Genomic DNA, 19,276 nt, shown 5'->3' with positions numbered 1-19,276 from the left:
AGCCAGCTTCTCGCCTTCCGATCGTGCGTGTTCAAAGCTCACCGCGCTGACGCCGAGCAGCGGCTCCGTCGAATCGATTGACTGCGCAACTGCGCGACACCGTGCTTCGGCGCCATTGCAATCTCCTCCTCGATCGCCCGCGCGGCGACAACGAGGACCATCCCGTCGAGGCGTCGATGCCCGGAACCTCATGCGCGCCGTGCGCGATCAGATGGCGCCCGAGATACCCCTCGCCGCAGCATAGATCACAGACGCGCGCGCCGTTCAGATCGGTCATGAGCGTGAGCAGCGGCAGATAACGATTCGACTTCAGCCCGCGATCGACGAAGTCGATGTAGAAATCGACGTTTCGGTCATAGACGGTCGCGCTCATGTGCTCGCCTGACACTCCTTTTCGTTGATCGACCGAAGACGCGGGGCCAGGTCTGTCTGGTTCGTTGCCTTTGGGGCCTCCTTCACAAAAAAAAATCTCACAGACCGGCTCTGCGCCGCAAGGGCCAAATGCTGCCCAGCGACGTAGGCTAGATCCGTCTAGCCGGGCGCAATCGCTGCCTTTCCGGGGACCTGGGTCGCCTGGAGGGGGCGCGGCGGACGTGCGGCCGGAGGCGCCGCTCCGCGTCGCGCCTGGCTGACACGGCGCGGCCGCCTGATCGGGAGGTTGCCGACACCTACCGGTCCGTTCACAACCTCGGACCGAAGGGGCATCGAGGGGCTGCGGGCGCCCAGGCCGCCGCGGTCGGAAAGACCCTTCTCGGGTGGGTTCGCTCGGGTGTAATCGATGTGCTGCGCGATGGGGAGCGCGAGGACATCGGCGTCGACGAAGAAGTGGGCGCATCCCACGTGACATGCGGGCGTATGTCCCGAGTTTATCCAGACGTCGACACTACGTGGCGCTCGGCCGTGCCGTTCAGCCCTCGCTTGACCTTCGCGGGTCACCCGGGGAGCATCCCCCTGCAGATACCGGGACAGGTGCCGGGGGCACCGCGGATGGGAGGGAGCACCAGATGATCGACCTGTACACGTGGACCACGCCGAACGGCTACAAGCCCGTGATTCTCCTCGAGGAGTTCGGGCTCGCCTACCAGATCAAGCCCATCGACATCGGGTCCGGCGCGCAGAAAAAGCCGGAGTACCTGCGCATCAACCCCAACGGGAAGATCCCCGCGTTGCAGGATCACGACCACCCGAACGGGCCGGTCACCGTCTTCGAGTCGGGCGCGATCCTCATCTACCTCGCCGAGAAGACGGGCAAGCTCTTGCCCGCGAGCGAGCCGGGCCGGTCGCGCGTCATCGAGTGGCTGATGTTCCAGATGGGCGCGGTGGGGCCGATGCTCGGCCAGCTCGGCCATTTTCGCAGCGCCGCGCCCGAGAAGATCCCTTACGCGATCGAGCGCTATCAGCAGGAGCAGGACCGCATCTACAAGGTGCTCGACGGCCGCCTCGCCGAGTCCGAGTACCTCGCCGACGAGTACTCGATCGCGGACATCGCCACGTTTCCGTGGATCTCCGGGGCCGCGCGCATGGGGGTAGCGATCGAGCCCTATCCGAACCTCGCGCGCTGGGAGAAGGCGATCAAGGCGAGGCCGGCGGTCACGCGAGCGTTCGCGGCGAAGATCAAGCCCTGAACGCCGCGCGCAGGTAGAACCTGCAGCAAAGCACGCCGCGTTCGCGTACACTCCGGGCGCTCGGCATGGATCAGCCCGTCCCCTGGGACAGCAGGGCGCAGCAGGCAGACGTCGCGGGCGCGCTCGCGGAGCGGGCCTTCGACGCGCTCGGCGTCCTGCTCCGCGGCTTCGAGGACGCGGCCGAGCGCGACGGGGCGGGCGCGCTCGAGGACGCGCTGCGCTGGCTGCCCCTGGGCGGGGCTGGCAGCGATTCCCGGCGACCGTTGGAGTTGCACAGAGGTGCGGCGGTCTCTTTTTTATGGCGATCCATGAGAATTTTTTGCGCACGCAGGCAATGCGACGACTGGGGTCGTGCGCGGAGGCAGGCAACATCCGCGTTCGCTCGTGTTGCAACATGGTGTAGAAGAGCCCCCCGCGCTGGTGCTGTAAGCGCCGCGTCGTGGTCCCTTCATGCCGGCACGGTGAACGGTGGGTGATCGTCTCCTCTTCGTCCATGCAGCGCGAGCCGCCACCCTGTCCGTGGTCCTTGCCGGCGCCGTCCCTCTCGCGGCAGCGGAGCCTCCCCCGCGGTCCCGCGAGGTCCAGGAGCTCATCGATGAGGCGGAGAGGGCCGCCAAGCGGCTCGAGCTCGCTCGCGCTCGCGAGCTCTGGGCGCGGGTCAACGCCATCGCTCCATCGACGATGGCCGTGTGTCAGCTCGGGCAATTCGATCTGCGCCTCGATCGCCTTGAGGAGGCCGCGGCCGAGCTCGAGGAGTGCGTCGAGAAGATGCCAGCGCCGACCGATGACGTCGAGCGCCGCCGCTACGAGGTGAGGCACGCCGATCTCGCAGCGGTGCGGCAGCGCGTGGCGGAGCTCCATGTGAGCCCCCCGCCGGGCACGGCACGGCTGCTCGTGGACGGTCGCGAGGTGAGCGCGGGCGGCCCTGTCTTCGTCGCGCCTGGACTGCACGAGGTCACGGCGATGGACGAGCAGGGGCAGGTCGTCCGTGCGCTCGTGAAGGTCGCGGCGGGGCAGTCGCGCCGCGTCCCCCTGCCCCTCTTCGAGGCGCCCAAGGCTCCCGTCACAAGCGCCCGCGCCCCCTGGATCATCACCGCCGGCGCCGCCGCCACGATGACCCTGCTCCTCACCGCCGTCGAGCTTCGCGAGGCCGGCGACTTCGCCGAGCACGAGACGTCCGCCAAGGTGGCCCGCCTGTCGGACGGCTCGATGGCCCCGAGCAGCGCGCAGTTCCGCGAGGTCTACGGCGAAGCCAGCGCCGCCGACTCACGAGCAAGCCTGTTCCATGGCTTCGGCACGGCAGCGCTCGTCGCCGGCGCAGCGCTCGGCGCCGCGACGGTCGCGTACGTCGTCTGGCCGCGGAAAGCCGAGATCCGCCCTCGATGCGCCGGCGCGGAAGTCAGGCTCGTATGGTAGCCGCCGGCGAGATCTGGGAAGGCCACGAGCTGCTCAGAGAGGAGCGCGGCATGGTCCGTCACTTCCTCGCTCGGCAGCTCGGCGACACGGGAGCCCTCGTCTGGTTGCACGTCCGCGAGGGATCGAGCCTCGATGAAGGCGCGTTCACCGAAGAAATGGCGCGCCTTCAACGCCTCTCCGACGACGTCCCGGAGGTCGTCCGCGTGCTCTACGGCGGGGTGAACGGCTCGGTGGCGTGGGCAGCGACCCCGGTGCTCGGCGGCGCGGTCCCGCTCATCGACGCCGTGCGCGGGAACGACCTCGGGCCCGCTGCGCTCAAGGTGCTGATCGACATCGGCCGTTGCCTCGTGCGCGCGCATGAGCGCTCTGTCATCCACGGCGCCATGAGCCCGGACCGGGTCTTCGTCGTGGACGGTGACCGGTACGCGATAACGCACTTCGGCTTCGTTCGTCTCTTTCAGCTCGGCGCGGAGGAAGCCAATCAAGATCCGTACGGGTATGCGCCGCCGGAGCTCATCGGCGGTGGACGCGTGGGACGCCGGACCGACGTCTACGGCTTCGGCACCATCCTGTACGAGCTCTTGTGCCAGCGCCCCCTCTCGACGTGGACCTGGCCCCCGAGCCTTCCCGCCGGGATGCCTCCGCTGCTTCAGTGGATGATCAAGTTCTCCCTCGCGGAGAACCCCGAGCGACGGCACCCGAGCATCGACGAGATGCTCGCTGCGCTGACTCCCTTCGCCCGAGCGTGGGAAGAGCTCGGCGAGCCTCCGCGGCCTGCCCGTGACGTCCCCGCGGAGCCGTCCGGCGCCCGGTGCGAGCCGGACGAGGGCGCGCCGATCCCCGTGGAGGACGAGGCGGAGGCGTTCGCCTCGGGTGAGGAGGGGGGACGAGCCGTCACGCCACCCACACCGCGCCCTTCCGACGCGCCCGATACGGTCAAGAGCGCGATACCGCGGGACGCGCGGGCCGGCGTCACCCACGCGCCTCCGGTCGCCACGCCGCGCTCTTCGGAGGCGCCCGACACGCTCCAGAGCGCGGTGCCACCACGGCACGCGCGGGGTGACGTCGCCCACGCGCCTCCGGTCGCACCGCCGTCGCCCCCGGCGCCCGACCTGCCGGACCTCGATCCGATGCTGCCGGTACCGCCGCCGCCCTCGATCCCTACGCGTCCGAGCGGCACGCCAGCGCGGCGCTCCAGCCCACGCTCGATCGGCCCGGTGCTCGCGCTCTTGCTGGGCAGCGCGGCGGCGGTCCTCCTCTGGTGGAGGCAGCCCCCCCGCGCAGCCGCGCTGCACCTGGCACGGGGCGTCCTGGTAGCCACCCTCCGAGCCAGCCAACTGCCGTCTCCTCCGCCTCCCGAGCGGCGCCCCGAGCCGCCACCACCGGCTGCCGCGCCGCCCGTCGCGCCGCGGCCCCGCACAACCCGCCCCGCCGCTCCCCCACCGCAGGCCATGACGCCGCCGGAGCGGGAGTTCGATCCCTGCGACGGCATCATCCCTTGTCAGAAGGTCGATTACTGAGCAGCGGAAGGGCTTCACGATGCGATCAACCTCTTGTCTCGTTCTCAGCGCGGCGGCGCTGCTCGGCTGCGGGGATGGCATCGAGATCCCCAGGCCCCGGGCCAATGCTAACCCGGTGATGTTGTGGGTAGGTGACACGCCGGATTTCCCCATCTGTCCCGATGGCCGACTCGACTATTGGGATGGCTGGGCCGATGTGTCCATGAATCCTCAGTACCAGAACGTATGCGGGCCGTGCGCCTGCGGCCCTGCCGCGTGCGCGCTGCCGGACAGGATGCTGGTGCACGAGGCGCCTCTCTGCGCAGGCGAAGGGATGAAGATCGACCTCGCCGGTGCAGCCGACCCGCCAGGGCACTGCGCCGAGATCTCGTCACCTGTCCCGGGCGACGCGTTCACCGCGGTCACCCTCAAGCCACCTACGATGGCTGACAAGTGCCACCCCTCGAAGGACCTTAATCCGCCGCCCCTCAGCGGGAAGTTTGCACGAGCTTGCCCGTGGACCGATGAGTATGTGACAGACTTCAAAGGGCTCGCGTGTATTACCCCTGAAGACGATGGCTCGTGCCGCTTGGGCTTCGACACGCGCTTCGAGTTTCAGGAGAAGCTCCGAGACGCGCGCACCTGCACGCCCTGCGAGTGCGGTAAACCCGTTGGCGGAAGCTGCATAGCGGACGTGCTGCTCTTCAGCGACGCGAGCTGCTCGAACATGCTGGCCTCGATCAACGAAGTCCGTACAGAAGAGGAAATCTGCCGTGAAGCACACGAAGCTTTGCCTCTGGCAGCGGTGCGTGTGGTGTTCGCACAGGACGAGCCGGGGACGTGCTCGCCAACAACCGCTGTCTCCCTGGTGGACGGCACGATCGAGAGCGGCGAGACCCGAATTTTCTGCTGCTCCAGCGTGGAGCTTGTGGAGGTGATTCATGCCAGTGCTGATAATTGACCAAGGCCGTGAGGTAGCCGCCGCGATGCGCTCGGTTGCGCTCTCCATGCTGGCCACGTGGGTGCTCATCGGCTGCTCCTCGCCGGTCCCCGCCGACAACCTGCCAGAGCCAGATCCGAGCCAGCTCATCCTGCTCTATAGCGGTCACCCCGAGTATGCTCCGCGATGCGACCCGCACGGCGACGGCAACCTCTTGTGGGAAGGGTGGATGGGGACGCCCGGGCAGGAAGAATGCGAGCCCTGCACGTGTGGACCGTCGCGGTGCGTGCTCCCTCACACAGTGCGCGTACACTCCTCGTCCGTTTGCGCCCTCAGCGACGCCGTAGCCACGATCGATCCGGGCAGCGCCTGGAATGGGACCTGTTTTCCTCTTCCCGAGTCCATTCCCAGCGATTCCTATGCCTTTGTGAGCTTCGACTATCCTATTGCGACGGACTGCCAACCTATCCCCGAGGTTCCTGCGTTGCGGCACACAAACATGCACTTCGTCCGGGCTTGTGGTCCAGACATGGAAGTCGTGTTCACGTCGTTCAGCCGTTGTTATCCGCCGCAGCCGAACGGAGAGTGCTGGGCCGGCCACGAGATACAGTGGGAGTTCCCCATCTACAACGACACGCGCAAGTGCAGCCCGTGCTCCTGTGGCGAGCCGAGCCTCGGCGATTGCCGCGTGCAGACCACGTTGCACCGGCAGGTAGACTGCTCCGAAGATCTCGGATCCGTTCTCATCTCCGGGCTGGATAAGCCGCTCTGCACGAACACCATTCAGGGGCGAATCGGCGCGGTACGGTCGATCTTCACAAAGGACGAGCCTACCTGCGCCCCCTCGACCGATTCCACGGTGGTGAGCGGGGAAATCGTACCCGGTGACACGCACGTGCTCTGCTGCAACCGTTGAGGCGAGCGTCGTTCCATCCTTACGTCGCGCGCCGCCGGCGGCTCACGCCCTCCTGTTAGCGCCCAGCCTCAATAGGGCTTCAGGCCGACATCTCGCTCAAGCTCCTTGATGGAGGAGGGTACGCATCCCCGCACGAGGCATCGTCCACCGTGAGTGCAGGGGCGCCTCCTCGTGCCCGCCGGATGCATTCCCGTGACCTATCTCAAATTCTCACGCCGTCTGCTCCTCCCTGCGCTTTTTCTCAGATCATGGGTAACGCGGACGTTCGCGTCGCCGCCCCGGCTTGCCACGCCGAGATGCATTGCTTCGTGCCGACCGAAATTGTCATGCTCATCGTCGCTTTTCCCGCCGCCCACGGGTGTAGGAGCGGCCGCGGAGTGGGAGCGGAGCATCGGCGCGGTGCCAGCCACAAAAGGCGACGAGGAGGCCCAGTCTTGGCGGACAACCTCCTCGTCGTGCTCCGGTTCGCGTGTCGAGGAATCGAAGCGGTCACAGTCTCGTCCACAGCGCGCTCGATATCAAGAGCTGGCAGCAGCAGGTGCCCACGGTCGAGGCGGTGCGCCCCGCTCGCTGCCCTGCGTGCGGAGCGGCGAGCCAGCCCGTCGGGGGACCTCTTGGCCTCCACGGCCATGGCCTTCGCGAGCGGCAGGTGCGTGGCCCGGCCGGCCCGAACGCGCCCGCCGTTCTTCTCGTGCTCCAGCTGCGCCGCTACCGCTGCCTGCCCTGCGGGGCGGTGATCCTCGTCGGTCCACGCGAGCTGCTGCCGCGGCGGCACTACAGCGCCGCGGCGATCGGCTTCGCTCTTGCGCTCTACGGGCTCGTGCTGGCGACCGCCCGCGAGGTGCGCCGGCGGATCAGCCCGCAGACGATCCTGGGCGCCACGGCCTTCACCGGCTGGGCCACGCTCCGCCGCTGGACGCGCGACGTCGCGCATCGACGCCTCTTTCCCGCACTGCCGTCGTCTGATCCCGGCGCGATGCTGCGCCGCGTGGCAGCGAGCGCGGCGGCCTCGCTCGCCGCCTACGCGGATCCGACCTCCCGGGGCGAAGCGCTGGAGCACCGAGCGTTCCTCGGCGCCGCGCACGCAGCGTGAGAGCGGCTGTCAGCGACGAGCCCAGAGAACAAGGCCCACCCGAGAGGATCCCTCCCTCGACGAGCCTCGGTGGCGCACAAGGGCCCCGCGCCGCAGGGCGCAGAAAGGACCCTTCGATATGGATCTCGGACCTGCCGATCACGCCGAGGCCGTCGCGATCTTTCGCGCTTCGGTCATCGGCCCCGTCATGCACCGCGAGCTCGGCCGCGGACGGCTCGCCGCCGAGCTGCGCGCCTTGAGCGCCCAGCGCTTCCGGCCGCCGGGCGCCGACAGCACGCGCACCTATTCGGTCCCCACGCTCGAGCGCTGGCTGTACGCGTACCGCGCCGCAGGCCTCGCCGGCCTTCGTCCCGAGCCGCGCTCCGATCGCGGCTTCGCGCAGGAGCTGCGCGCCGAGCTGCGCGAGCTCTTGCTCGACATCCGGCGCGAGCATCCCGCCGCCTCGGTGTCGCTCATCCTGAGCACGCTCGTCGACGAGGGGCGCATCGATCCGGCCCAGGTCTCGGCGCCGACAGTGCGACGGTTGTATGCGGCGGCGGGTCTGTCGCGTCGGGCGGAGCGCTCGGAGCAACAGCCGAGGACACGGCTGCGCTGGCAGGCCGAGCGGCCCGGAGCGCTCTGGCACGGTGACGTCTGCCACCTGCCGCAGTGCAACATGGGCGGTCGGACGGTGCCTGTCCGCATCCATGGCTTGCTCGACGATGCCTCTCGCTACGTCGTCGCGCTCGAGGCGCACTCGACCGAGAGGGAGGTCGACATGCTCGGGCTGCTCGTGGACGCGCTTCGCCGTCACGGCAAACCGGATGCCCTTTACCTGGACAATGGCTCCACCTACCGGGGCGAAGTCCTCCGGACGGCGTGCTCGCGACTCGGTATCACCCTGCTGCATGCGAAGCCCTATGACCCGCAGGCGCGCGGCAAGATGGAGCGCTTCTGGCGGACGTTGCGCGAGGGGTGCCTGAGCTTCCTCGGCGAGGTCGCGTCGCTCAAGGACATCGACGCACGGCTCAAGGCCTTCCTCGAACGGCGTTATCACGCGGCGCCGCACGCCGGGCTCATGGGCAAGAGCCCCGCGAAGCTGTACGCGCAAAAGCCCGCCGGCGAGGGCGCGGTCGAGGAGCGGGCGCTGCGCGCCGCGCTGACCGAGCGCAGCCGGCGGCGCGTGTCCAGCGACAATGTGATCTCCATCGACGGCGAAGCGTGGGAGCTCGACCAGGGCTACCTGGCTGGCCAGCTCGTCACAGTGGCTCATTGTCACGTCGCCCCGGACGCGACCCCGTGGGTCGAGCACGAGGGCAAGCGCCTGCCGCTCCGCCGCCTCGATCCGGCGAAGAACGCGCGGCGCCGGCGGCCGCCACGCAGCGGTCCGCTCTCACAAGGGCCGAGCCGCCCCACCGACTTCGCTCCGACGAGGGCGCTGCTGCGGGCTGGAAGCGAAAGGCCGGAGGCCTCGGATCCCGACGACAGCTCCGAGGGAGGTGCTCGATGAGCGAGTCTTTCATCCGATTCTTCGGGCTCTCCGAGTCGCCCTTCTCCAAGGAGATCCCGGACAGCGACCTCTGGCTGCCGCCCTCGAAACATGAGCTCGTCGAGGAGCTGTGCGACGCGGTCCACGAGCGCTCCCAGGTGCTGCTCGTCGGCGAGCCGGGCGCCGGCAAGACGTGCGTGCTGCGCGCGCTGCGCCATCGCTTGCCGCAGGCCGGATTCCGCCTGACCTACTGCCACAACGCCACGCTCGGACGCCGCGACTTCTACCGGCAGCTCTGCCAGGCCCTCGGCCTGACCCCTGCTGCGACCGCGGCCGCCGTCTTCTACGCGATCAGCGCGCACGTCGAGAACCTCGGACGAGAACGGATTCACCCGGTCTTTCTGCTCGACGAGGCGCACCTACTTCATCAGGACACGTTGGACCATCTTCACATCTTGGCAAATTACGAATGGGACAGCCGGGCGCTGCTGAGTCTGATTCTGGTGGGGCTGCCCGACCTCAAGGACCGGCTTGAGCTGCGCAAGAACCGCTCCCTGTACTCGCGGATCGACCGGCGCCTGTCGATCGGACCGATGACGGCGGATGATACGAGCGAGTATGTCCGCCTGCGGCTCGGCCGTGCCGGCTGCGATCGCGATCTCTTTACCTCCGAGGCGCTGACCTCGCTGCACGAGGCCGCCGGCTCGAGCCTGCGCGAGATCGACCGCGTGGCCACCGCCGCGCTGCGCGAGTCGGCTCGGCGGAAAAAGAAGCTCGTCGAGCGGGACGTCATGGCCCGGGTGATCGGCGACGTGAAAAGTGACGCCGACTGAACGGCGTCTACGCTCACGCGTGGCAGGCGCCGGCAGCCATCGCGCCGTCGGCGCCTACGGGTCATCCGACGCGATGGCCATCGCGCGTTGCGGGCCCCCGTGCGCCGGAGATGGCCATCGCCCAGCGGCGCGGCCCGTGCAGGCGGGTGATGGCCATCGCCCTCCTCAACCTCGCCCGCGCAGGCTCGTGATGGCCATCAACCAGGCGGCGCGCAACGCCATCAATCAGCCTGAGCGTCAACACCGTGGATCTCCGGGGCCGCGCGCATGGGGGTAGCGATCGAGCCCTATCCGAACCTCGCGCGCTGGGAGCAGGCGATCAAGGCGAGGCCGGCGGTCACACGAGCGTTCGCGGCGAAGATCAAGCCCTGAACGCCGCGCGCAGGTAAAACCTGCAGCGGACCGCGCGGCGCTCGCGTACACTCCGGGCGCTCGGCATGGATCAGCCCGTCCCCGGGGACAGCAGGGCGCAGCAGGCAGACGTCGCGGGCGCGCTCGCGGAGCGGGCCTTCGACGCGCTCGGCGTCCTGCTCCGCGGCTTCGAGGACGCGGCCGAGCGCGACGGGGCGGGCGCGCTCGAGGACGCGCTCGCCCGCGGCCCGGAGCACCTCCACGGCGGCCTGCTCACCGCGATCCTCCGGCTCGTGTTCCTGCTGCACGCCGAGGACCGCGGGCTCCTGCCGGCCTCGGACCCGTACTACGCGGCGCACCTCGGCGTGCGCCCGCTCTTCCAGGAGCTCGCGGCGGAGCGCGGCGCGCGCCCGGGCGCGTTGCGGCGGCGCTTCGGGGCGTGGCCACGGCTCGTCGCGCTCTTCCGCGCCGTGTTCCACGGGCTCCGCCGCCCCGAGCTGACCCTGCCAGCGCGAGGAGGGCAGCTCTTCGACCCCGAGCGATACCCGTTCCTGGAGCACGCGGGGCCGGCGGCACACGCGGGGCCGGGGGAGCGCGCGAGGCCGCCGGAGGACCGCGCGAGGCCGCGGATACACGCGGCCCCGGACGACCCCGCGGCGCCGCGCGCGCCGTCGGTGGACGACGGCACGGTGCACGCGGTGCTCGAGCGGCTCCTCGTGCTCGATGGGCGCCCGCTGTCGTACCGGGCGATCGACGTCGAGCAGCTCGGCGGCCTCTACGAGGCGCTCATGGGCTACCGGGTCGAGCGCGCCGCCGGACCGACGGTGTGCCTCCGGCCCGACAGGGTCTGGGTGGGCGCGGCCGAGGCGCTCGCGCAGCCGACGGCGCGACGGGCGGCGTGGCTCGCCGAGCGGGCGGGCATCTCGCGGCGGGAGGCGGGAAAGCTCGGGGAGGCGCTCGTCGCCGCGGAGACCGCGGCCGGCGTCCTCGAGGCGCTCGGACCGCTGCGCGCGAGGGACACCGACGTGCTCGGGGCGGGGCGGCTGTTCCTCCAGCCGATCGCCGAGCGGCGGCGGACGAGCTCGCATTACACCCCGAGGAGCCTGTCCGCGCCGATCGTCGCGCGGACGCTCGAGCCGCTGCTCCGGCAGCTGGGCGAGGAGCCCGCGTCCGAGGCGCTCCTCCGGCTCGCGATCTGCGATCCGGCGATGGGCTCCGGCGCGTTCCTCATGGAGGCGTGCCGGTACCTGGCCGACCAGGTGGTGGCCGCCTGGACGCGCGAGGCCGCGCGCGGCGACGCGGCGGCGGCGGCGCGGCTCGCCCTGCAGGGCGAGGGCGCCGTGAGCCACGCGCGGCGGCTCGTCGCGCGGCGCTGCCTCTACGGCGCCGACAAGAACCCCTTCGCGGTGAGCCTGGCGAGGCTGTCGCTCTGGCTCGTGACGCGCGCGCAGGACGAGCCGTTCACGTTCGTCGATCACGCCCTCCGGCACGGCGACTCGCTCGTCGGCCTCGACCTTGCCCAGCTGCGCGGCTTCCACTGGAAGCCCGCGGCGCCGGCGCCGCCGTTCTGCGAGGCGATAGACGCCGCGCTGGCGCGGGCGCTCGAGCTGCGGCGGCGGCTCGCCGAGGAGGCGGAGCATCCGGCGAGGCTGCGAGACCCGGGAGGGTCGGACGTCCCGGAAGGCGACGAAGCGCAGCTCCCGGCGAGCCTGCGAAACCCGGGAGGGCCGGGCGTCCCGGAAGGCGACGACGCCGACGCCGCGCGCCGGCGAGCGCGGCTCGCCGAGGAGGCGGACGAGGCGATCGCCCGGGCGCGGCTGCTCGGCGACCTCGTCGTGGGGGCGTTCTTCGCGCACGAGAAGGACCGTGACCGGCTGAAGGAGCGCGATCGGCGGGCCGAGCTCGCGATCGCATGGCTCCGCGGCGGCGGGCCGCCTTCGGAAGAGCTCCTGTCGATGCAGCGGGCGCTCCGCGAGGGGACGCCCGGGGGGCCGCCGCCGCTGCCCGCGTTCCACTGGCCGCTGGAGCTCCCGGAGGTGTTCGAGGAGCCGCGCCCGGACGGGCCGCGCGGCGCCCGCGAGCCGCGGCCGGCGCGGCTCGGCGCGTTCGTCGGGAACCCGCCGTTCCTGGGCGGGAAGCGGATCTCGACGGATCACGGCGAGCTCTACGCCGCGTGGCTCGAGCAGCTGCACGGCGCCACGAAGAACACCGATCTGGCGGCCCACTTCTTCCGCCGCGCGGCCGCGCTGCTCGGGCGCCGCGGGACGGTGGGGCTCATCGCCACGAACACGATAGCTCAGGGCGACACCCGGCGTTCGGGCCTCAGGCCGCTCGTCGAGGCGGGGGGCGCGATCATCTACCACGCCGTGCGCAGCGTCCCGTGGCCTGGAGACGCCGCGGTCCACGTCGCCGTCGTCCACCTCGCGCTGGGCATGTCGCCGGGCGACGGCGTGCCGCCGCCGCGGCTCGACGGCGTGCCCGTGGGCCACATCAACTCGCACCTGCGCGCGATGCCCGAGCGCCCCGACCCGCGCCCGCTCGGGGCCAGCCGGGATCTGTGCTTCATCGGCTGCTTCCTCCGGGGCGACGGCTTCGTCCTGACCGAGGGCGAGGCGCGGGCGCTCTCCGCGGGTGATCCTGCGGCCGGCGAGGTGCTCCGCCCGTTCCTCGGCGGCGAGGAGGTCAACTCGTCCCCTTCGCACAGCCCGCACCGTCACGTGATCGACTTCGGCGAGCGCGGGCTCGAGGAGGCCGGCCGGTGGCCCGCGCTGCTCTCGATCGTGCGGAGCCGGGTGAAGCCGGCGCGGGATCGCCTGAAGGGCACCGGGATCGACGCCGGCCACCGGGCGCGCTGGTGGCAGTTCGCCAACACGCGGCCTGAGCTCCGGCGCAGGATCGCGCCGCTCGAGCGGTGCCTCGTCGCGGCGCGGGTGACGAAGCACCTGTGCTTCGCCTTCCAGCCCGCGGGCCGGACGTTCTCGGACCAGCTGTGTGTGTTCGCGATCGACGACCATGCGCGCTTCGCCGTCCTCCAGTCGCGCGCGCACGAGACGTGGGCACGGCTGCTCTCCTCGACGATGGGAGAGGGCCTCCGGTACGCGCCGTCGGACTGCGTGGAGACGTTCCCCTTCCCTCGCCCGGACCACCTCGCCGAGGGCGGCCGCGTCGAGGCCGCCGGCGAGCGCCTCTACGCGGCCCGCGCGCGGTGGATGCTGGCGTCGCGGCTGGGGCTGACGGAGACGTACAACCTCATCAAGGACCCAAGGTGCAACGAGCCGAGCATCGTCGAGCTGCGCGGCCTCCACGAGGAGATGGACCGGGCCGTCCTGGCGGCCTACGGGTTCGACGGCGTGGAGGTCCCCCCGTACGCGGCGCCCGCGAGCCCGGGAGAGCGGCAGGCGCGGAGCGCGTTCGAGGACGCGCTGATCGACCGGCTGTTCGCGCTGAACGAGGCGCGCGCCGCGGAGGAAAAGCAGGCTGGAGCAGAGGGCGGGTCGTGACGGAGAACGCCAAGAAAACGGGTCACGTCATTCGTGTTCTCGCAGCGACGCTTTTGCTCGTCCCTGCCTTCGGCTCTGGCGTACTGGTCGGCAGATCCCTCCTGGACCGGAGGCCGCCAGCGAAGGAGAAGAGAGCGGAGCCTCCTTCGGATCCCTGGGTGCGGAGAGACCGGAGAGCGCTCGCTGCATGTCGAGAAGAGCTGGCAGCGCGTTCGGAGCCGCGAGCGACCGCCTCGGCGGCCGAGGCTCCTCCGGGGGAAGAGAGACAAGGTACTCCCGAACGAGCGGCCACCGTGGATGAGCTCGAGGTGGAGCTGAAACGGTGCAGGAAAAGCGAGTTCCTGGTCGACGCTGAGCTTTGCAGCGCCGCGGCTCGCCAGTTCAAAGCGCTGATGGCTTTGCCCAAGGATGGATTGATGTGCGGGCCGAAGTCCAGGTCTGCCGATCTCATCGAGAAGAACTTCGAGAGCTGCGCGGCGCTTTCGGATGTTCCCGCGTATTTTCGCGCGAACGAGCTCACGAAGAAAGAATCGAGCCTCGTCGCCGAGGCGATCCGGGTTCGTGAGACGCTCACCGAAGACGATCTGCTCCGCAGCCTGAAAGAGTTCGTCTGGACGTGCACGGAGACGCCCCCGAAGCTCCCTCCGATGCCGAAGCAGGCCCCGAAGCCTCAGGGAGATTGACGCATGAGCGAACGCCCCAAGAGCGCTGGCCTCATGGTTCGTCTCCTCATCGCGGTGGCCGTGCTCGGCCTCGTCTTTGGTGGTGGCGTGCTGGTCGGCTGGGCGACGAGGGAGCGCAGACCTCCAGCCATGGACAAGAGCGCGGCGTCCATCCCTGATGCGGAGGTGAAGCGAGCGCTCGCTGCGTGCCGACGAGAATTGAGAGCGCGCGCGAAACCGACAGCCATCCCGCCGGCCACGGCGGCGTCTCCTCCGGGAGAATCGGACGACGCCGGATCGGAGAAGACCGCCAAGGTCGAGGCGCTGCAAAAGGAGGTAAAGGAATGCATAACACGAGAGACCTTGGCCAATGCCCATGTTTGCGGCACCATCACAGATCACAGCAACTTGCTGTTCGTCTTGACATACAGCGCGTCATGCGTGGACGAGGCGGGGGTTGGAGAGTTTCTCGTCAATAGCCTCGAAAAGTGCTCAAAATTCGAGGGCTTTCCAGAACATCTGAACGAAGACGAGCTAACGCAAGAAGAAAAATTCAGAATCTCACAGTCACAACAAAACCGCGCAATTAAGACAAAGAACAACTTGACCAACGAGGTGCAAGAGACATTCCGCAGATGCCGCAAAAGATTCGGACTGTCTGCCGAATGAACGGAGGTGATCACAATGTCATCTCCCAGGCCGTCTGGGTGGGTGGGGCGGCTTCGACGGGTGAACGGACCAGGTCGAAGGAAGGCCGGTGCGTTTGCGTGTCGCGCGCGTGGTCTTCCAGCTTGTCGAGCGCGAAGGTCAAGGCGCCCCAGAGCCGCCACCGAACGGGTATCGGGCCACCAGAGAACTCGATGGGTGAGCGGAGCTCTAATCCGATCGCAACCTTATGACTCCATATCGCCAGCTCGCTGCCCCGGACCGCGAGCGAGGGGACAGCGTTGACAACAGCATTCTTGCCGCCGACCATGATCCCCAAGTTCGCTTGCGCGTGCTTGTTATGAAGAGCGTAGAACCGCACACCGCCCAAATACGCAATCGACAGGGGAACGTCTGAGGACTGCGGCATGATGGCCGCCGACACAGCCCCCGTGAGCTGGATCAACGGCAGCGAGGTCTCCCAAAGGTTGATGTGGCCCGCGGTGGCGGGTGCGCCCGTGATGACACCGCTCACGGGTTCGTTCGACCTCTGCGAGCCCTGCCCCCGGGCGGCCATTTGCAGAAGCAACCCGCCGCGCCGGTTGTCGAAGAGAGGGACCCCCACGCTGATGCTCGCTTCGCCGACCCCAGGAGGGAACACGGGAATCCCGCTGGCGCAGGGAGAGTATCGTATCTGCCTGTACCATAAGCGTGTCGTGGCGAGGAGCGGAATTCCCGCCACGCGCTCTCTCACTTGAACCTGCCCACCGCCCCAGAACCCGTTGAAGGGCTCGGGGGCCGTGCAGGGGCCCTCGTGGGCAAAGACCTTCGAGGGTCGGACGAAGGCGGAGGCGACGATGATGGCGGTCGCGAGGATGCGCGCAGGCATGACCATCACTACCCCCTCACTCCTCGGGGATGATCTCCACATCCTCCATCGGGTGCGCCGCTGGCTGTCCCCTCGGCGGGCAGACCAAGAAGCTCAACCCCGCATACACGGGCTGTCCATCGGGGCCGAACTCTTTGACGACGTCGGGGGGCTCAACGACTGCACAGTATCCCGACTCGAAGTAGGTAAAGTCCTCAGTGCACCAATTCTGGACGTCCAACATCAGAGAAACGTACTCCGAATAGGCAGCATTTTTACTCCGAACGTTCTCGCACTGAGTGCCATACCACTGTCCTCCGTGGAGGAGCGGCTTTCTAGAATAACTCCACCCCTGGCAACATTCGAGCAAGCACTCCGCGGGGATGCAGTGCTGATCGAACCAGTTCCCGACGATGGGCTGCGCCCTCTGCGGGTCATCGCCGAACGTACAGCCCGCAGCGGCGAACGCCGCGGCAGCAGCGGCGATGACCATCGATGCCGGCCGAACCGCCGTCCGGGTGATCCAGGCAGCCACCCAGTTCCTCAATTCATGGCGCCACATGAGAAAATCTCCTCGAGGGGACGACACTCTGGACCTTGGCGTGCGTCGCGAAGGGCCTCTCAACGCATCCGGCAAGCGCCGGCCCTCCCAGAGAGGCCCCTCCCAGACATAAACGACTGGCTCGGTCGCGGCAACGTTTGCGGCAGTCTCGTCGAGCTCCGCAGCGACATTGCTGTCGAATCCGAGGCACATTTCGGGACGAGCTCGCGTCGTCGCGCGCTGCCGCGTCGACCGCCGCGCTCTCGGCAGCGCCGCCCTACCTCGCAGCCTGTGAAACACAGACGGGGGTCAGGCATCACAGCCGCTCGTCTCAAGGATTTCGCCCAAATGGAATCCTTCATTGCGTATTCCGGCGTATCCGTCCGCCCGTACCGACCTGACCCGGCCACCGCCTTGTCGACACCCTCCAGATCGAATTTCAACTCTCCGGCAAGGTATCGACCCCCTCCGGGAGAGCTTCAATTCTCCCGGCCGACCCGGGGCGTCGACGTCTGACGCTGTGTGCCAAACGCAAGCCCTGCGAGAGCTCACGAAACCGCGTAGCACGCTTCCGGCGCCCGCACTCCCGACCGTTCCTCTAACACCGCCTTCTTTCGCCCACACCACACGCACCCTCAGCCACACGTGCGCATGGCTGCCCCCAAGACACCGCGAGGGTCGATCGCCACGCTCGTGTCGTTGCTCGCGCCTGTCCGGCCGGTCGAGCATGGGCGACTCTCACGCCGGAGCTATCGCGCAGGGAGCTCGCGCGGCTGGAGCTGGAAATCAAGCAGCCTGCAGCGCTTCGGGTGGAGAGCCTCCGCATGATTTTGGATCTCCAGCCAGGCGCGGGGAGTGGTAGTCTCATGGATCATGACAAGACTTCATTTCGCGACGCGTTGCTGCGCTGTGCTCGCAGCGCTCTGGCTGCCCGTCATCGCCTGTTCATCAAGCGGCAACGGCAACACCACGGGGAATGGCGCGGTCGGCCAGGGCGCCGGCGGCGCCGGCGGCAGCAGCACCAGCAGCGTCAGCAGCACCAGCACCGGCGACGATATCGGCGGCGAGATCGGGCTGACGAGCACGGGGCCGGGCGGCGACCCGCCGCCCGACGCCGGTCACCAGACGACCTGCGACGACGCGGGCAACTGCACCTGCATCAACATCGCGTCGATCGGCCGCGAAGGCGTCTGGGGCCCGTGCAGCAGCGACAGCACCACGGCGCTCCAGGATTGGCTCAACACGCAGAGCACGGCCCAGGTCGACAACTACAACCGAGAGAAGCCCACGCTCACGGCGGAGTTTCTCGCCAAGTACGACGTGATCCTCCTCCAGTGGATGGTGACGAAGGGCGCCCAGAACGACGACGGGGCGCCGTGGCAGTTCTCGCCGGACGAGGTGAACGCGCTCAAGGACTGGGTCAACAACGGCGGCGGCCTCATCGCGCTGAGCGGTTATCAGTGCAATGGGCAGGGATGCACCATCCACGACATCACGGCGACCAACCAGCTCCTCTCGTTCACCGACATCCAGTTCAATGCCGACGGCCTCCTGGATCCTGCGCGGAGCGGCTGCGCGAACTGCAACTGCTGGGGCGGCTCGCTGCCGCTCGGCGGCGACCTCCCCACGAGCGTGGGCACCTGGAACCAGGACACGCCGCTCGGCAGGAACATCCAGAGCGTGGGCGCCTACATCGCGCGCTCGATCAAATCGACGACCGCGACCGTCGACAGCACCGACGGCAGGAACAATTTCGCGGTGCACGAGGAGATCGGCAAGGGCCATGTCGTCGCGTTCGGCGACGAGTGGGTGACTTACTCGGGCCAGTGGCGCGGGACGGCCGCGTGCCTCAATCCGCAGATGTACACGGACCCGAACAGCCCATGCTACGAGAGATCAGCGGGGCAGGTCTTCCAGATCTCGCAGTTCTGGTACAACGCGATCAAATACGCGGCGTCGTCGGTCGAGTGCTTCACGATCGAGGACCCGGCGATCATCAATTGACGCCGCGCCGCGCCGCGAGCGCGACGACGGCGGCGGCTCATCGGCTCCCCAGCACATAGATGCGAAAGCTCATGCCCTCCAGAGATCCGGCGCGCCGTGCGGCGGGCCCTCGCCGTCACGGCGCCTTCGGGCGCGCGGCGAGGACCCGCGCCTTCAGCCAACCGTCGATCGCCAGGTCGATCTCCTCGAGCACGCTCTCCCTGGTCCGCCCCGCGGACTTGAGGAGATCGAGCGAGTGGTCACCCCCCTCGATCACGTGCAGGCTGGCCCGCTGCCCGAGGCGCTTCAGGACGGGCCGGAGGAGCGCGAGATCACACAGCGGGTCGCGCGTGCCCTGAAGGAACAGGAGCGGCGCGGGGATCGCGGGCAGGTGCGCGTCCCGGAGCGGGGAGCGCTTGCCCGCGGGGTGGAGCGGATAGCCGAGGAACAGCAGCCCGTCCGCGCGGACGCCGCGGGCCGCGAGGAGCGACGCGATCCGCCCGCCCATCGATTTGCCGCCGATCACGAGGCGCTCCGGCGCGTCCTCGCGCGCCCTCTCGATCGCCGCCTCGAACGCCTTCTCGAGGAGCGGCTGCCGATCGGGCGCCTTCCGGCCGAGCTCCTTGTAGACGAAATTGAAGCGGAGCACGGTGTGCCCGCGCGCCAAAAGCCGCCCGGCGACGTCGACAACGAGGGGCGCGTTCATGTCGTTGCCGGCGCCATGGCCGAGGACGACCGCCACGCCGGAGCGCTTCGCCCGCGTCCTCGGGACGTGGATCACGCCCGAGACAGGGCTGCTATCGACGATCGGGATCGAGATGGAGCGCTCGGCCATGAGGCCCATCCATGCCATGGACCGGCGCCGCTCGTCGAGACGCACGCCGGTCGAACGCCCGGAGAGGGCGCGGCCGCGTCGTGCTCGGCAAGATCCCGACC

The 19,276-nt window shown here is 69.1% G+C and carries 16 protein-coding genes; 12 read left to right on the top strand and 4 right to left on the bottom strand.

Annotated elements, in window-relative coordinates:
- Positions 1–31: 31 nt before the first annotated feature.
- On the bottom strand, positions 32–373 hold the full coding sequence (locus WMF39_RS11815) for a hypothetical protein (RefSeq protein WP_437745634.1): 342 nt from the start codon (positions 371–373) through the stop codon (positions 32–34).
- Positions 374–1,004: 631 nt separating this feature from the next.
- Between WMF39_RS11815 and WMF39_RS11810 the strand changes: the two genes are divergently transcribed.
- From WMF39_RS11810 to WMF39_RS11760, 11 genes are all read left to right on the top strand, one after another.
- Entirely contained in the window at positions 1,005–1,625 is a 621-nt protein-coding gene (locus tag WMF39_RS11810; protein WP_437745633.1) for a glutathione S-transferase family protein, read from the top strand.
- A 468-nt stretch (positions 1,626–2,093) separates the two neighbouring features.
- Entirely contained in the window at positions 2,094–3,041 is a 948-nt protein-coding gene (locus WMF39_RS11805; protein WP_437745632.1) for a hypothetical protein, read from the top strand.
- Positions 3,042–3,091: 50 nt separating this feature from the next.
- Positions 3,092–4,561, top strand: coding sequence for a serine/threonine protein kinase (locus WMF39_RS11800; RefSeq protein ID WP_437745631.1), 1,470 nt, complete (start codon positions 3,092–3,094; stop codon positions 4,559–4,561).
- 19 nt (positions 4,562–4,580) lie between these two features.
- On the top strand, positions 4,581–5,501 hold the full coding sequence (locus WMF39_RS11795) for a hypothetical protein (RefSeq protein ID WP_437745630.1): 921 nt from the start codon (positions 4,581–4,583) through the stop codon (positions 5,499–5,501).
- A gap of 508 nt (positions 5,502–6,009) precedes the next feature.
- On the top strand, positions 6,010–6,396 hold the full coding sequence (locus tag WMF39_RS11790) for a hypothetical protein (RefSeq protein WP_437745629.1): 387 nt from the start codon (positions 6,010–6,012) through the stop codon (positions 6,394–6,396).
- 469 nt (positions 6,397–6,865) lie between these two features.
- Positions 6,866–7,489: a hypothetical protein gene (locus WMF39_RS11785; protein WP_437745628.1), complete on the top strand. Its 624-nt coding sequence runs from the start codon at positions 6,866–6,868 to the stop codon at positions 7,487–7,489.
- A gap of 118 nt (positions 7,490–7,607) precedes the next feature.
- On the top strand, positions 7,608–8,978 hold the full coding sequence (locus tag WMF39_RS11780) for a DDE-type integrase/transposase/recombinase (protein ID WP_437745627.1): 1,371 nt from the start codon (positions 7,608–7,610) through the stop codon (positions 8,976–8,978).
- Positions 8,975–9,790 carry an ExeA family protein gene (locus tag WMF39_RS11775; protein ID WP_437745626.1) on the top strand — a complete coding sequence of 272 codons (816 nt, stop codon included), beginning with the start codon at positions 8,975–8,977 and terminating at the stop codon, positions 9,788–9,790. The genes WMF39_RS11780 and WMF39_RS11775 overlap by 4 nt, the downstream gene beginning before the upstream one ends.
- A gap of 437 nt (positions 9,791–10,227) precedes the next feature.
- Positions 10,228–13,641, top strand: coding sequence for a DNA methyltransferase (locus tag WMF39_RS11770; protein WP_437745625.1), 3,414 nt, complete (start codon positions 10,228–10,230; stop codon positions 13,639–13,641).
- Positions 13,638–14,324 (top strand): hypothetical protein, encoded by a 687-nt coding sequence (locus WMF39_RS11765; protein ID WP_437745624.1) that lies wholly within the window; start codon positions 13,638–13,640, stop codon positions 14,322–14,324. The genes WMF39_RS11770 and WMF39_RS11765 overlap by 4 nt, the downstream gene beginning before the upstream one ends.
- Before the next feature lie 3 nt (positions 14,325–14,327).
- Positions 14,328–14,972 (top strand): hypothetical protein, encoded by a 645-nt coding sequence (locus WMF39_RS11760; RefSeq protein ID WP_437745623.1) that lies wholly within the window; start codon positions 14,328–14,330, stop codon positions 14,970–14,972.
- Between the two features lie 10 nt (positions 14,973–14,982).
- Here the strand turns inward: WMF39_RS11760 and WMF39_RS11755 are convergent, their stop codons facing one another.
- Together WMF39_RS11755 and WMF39_RS11750 are read right to left on the bottom strand one after the other, a co-directional pair.
- Positions 14,983–15,483, bottom strand: coding sequence for a hypothetical protein (locus WMF39_RS11755; protein ID WP_437745622.1), 501 nt, complete (start codon positions 15,481–15,483; stop codon positions 14,983–14,985).
- 370 nt (positions 15,484–15,853) lie between these two features.
- Positions 15,854–16,351 carry a hypothetical protein gene (locus WMF39_RS11750; RefSeq protein ID WP_437745621.1) on the bottom strand — a complete coding sequence of 166 codons (498 nt, stop codon included), beginning with the start codon at positions 16,349–16,351 and terminating at the stop codon, positions 15,854–15,856.
- Positions 16,352–17,230: 879 nt separating this feature from the next.
- Between WMF39_RS11750 and WMF39_RS11745 the strand changes: the two genes are divergently transcribed.
- Entirely contained in the window at positions 17,231–18,361 is a 1,131-nt protein-coding gene (locus WMF39_RS11745; protein ID WP_437745620.1) for a hypothetical protein, read from the top strand.
- 115 nt (positions 18,362–18,476) lie between these two features.
- On the opposite strand, the gene WMF39_RS11740 is transcribed toward WMF39_RS11745, so the two are convergent.
- On the bottom strand, positions 18,477–19,175 hold the full coding sequence (locus WMF39_RS11740; protein WP_437745619.1) for an alpha/beta hydrolase family protein: 699 nt from the start codon (positions 19,173–19,175) through the stop codon (positions 18,477–18,479).
- Positions 19,176–19,276 lie beyond the last annotated feature (101 nt).

It is taken from the genome of Sorangium sp. So ce1504 (assembly GCF_051521635.1).
Taxonomy (GTDB): domain Bacteria; phylum Myxococcota_A; class Polyangia; order Polyangiales; family Polyangiaceae; genus Sorangium; species Sorangium cellulosum_B.
Note: the sequence above shows the minus strand (reverse complement) of the source record. Positions and strands in the feature narration are given on the sequence as shown.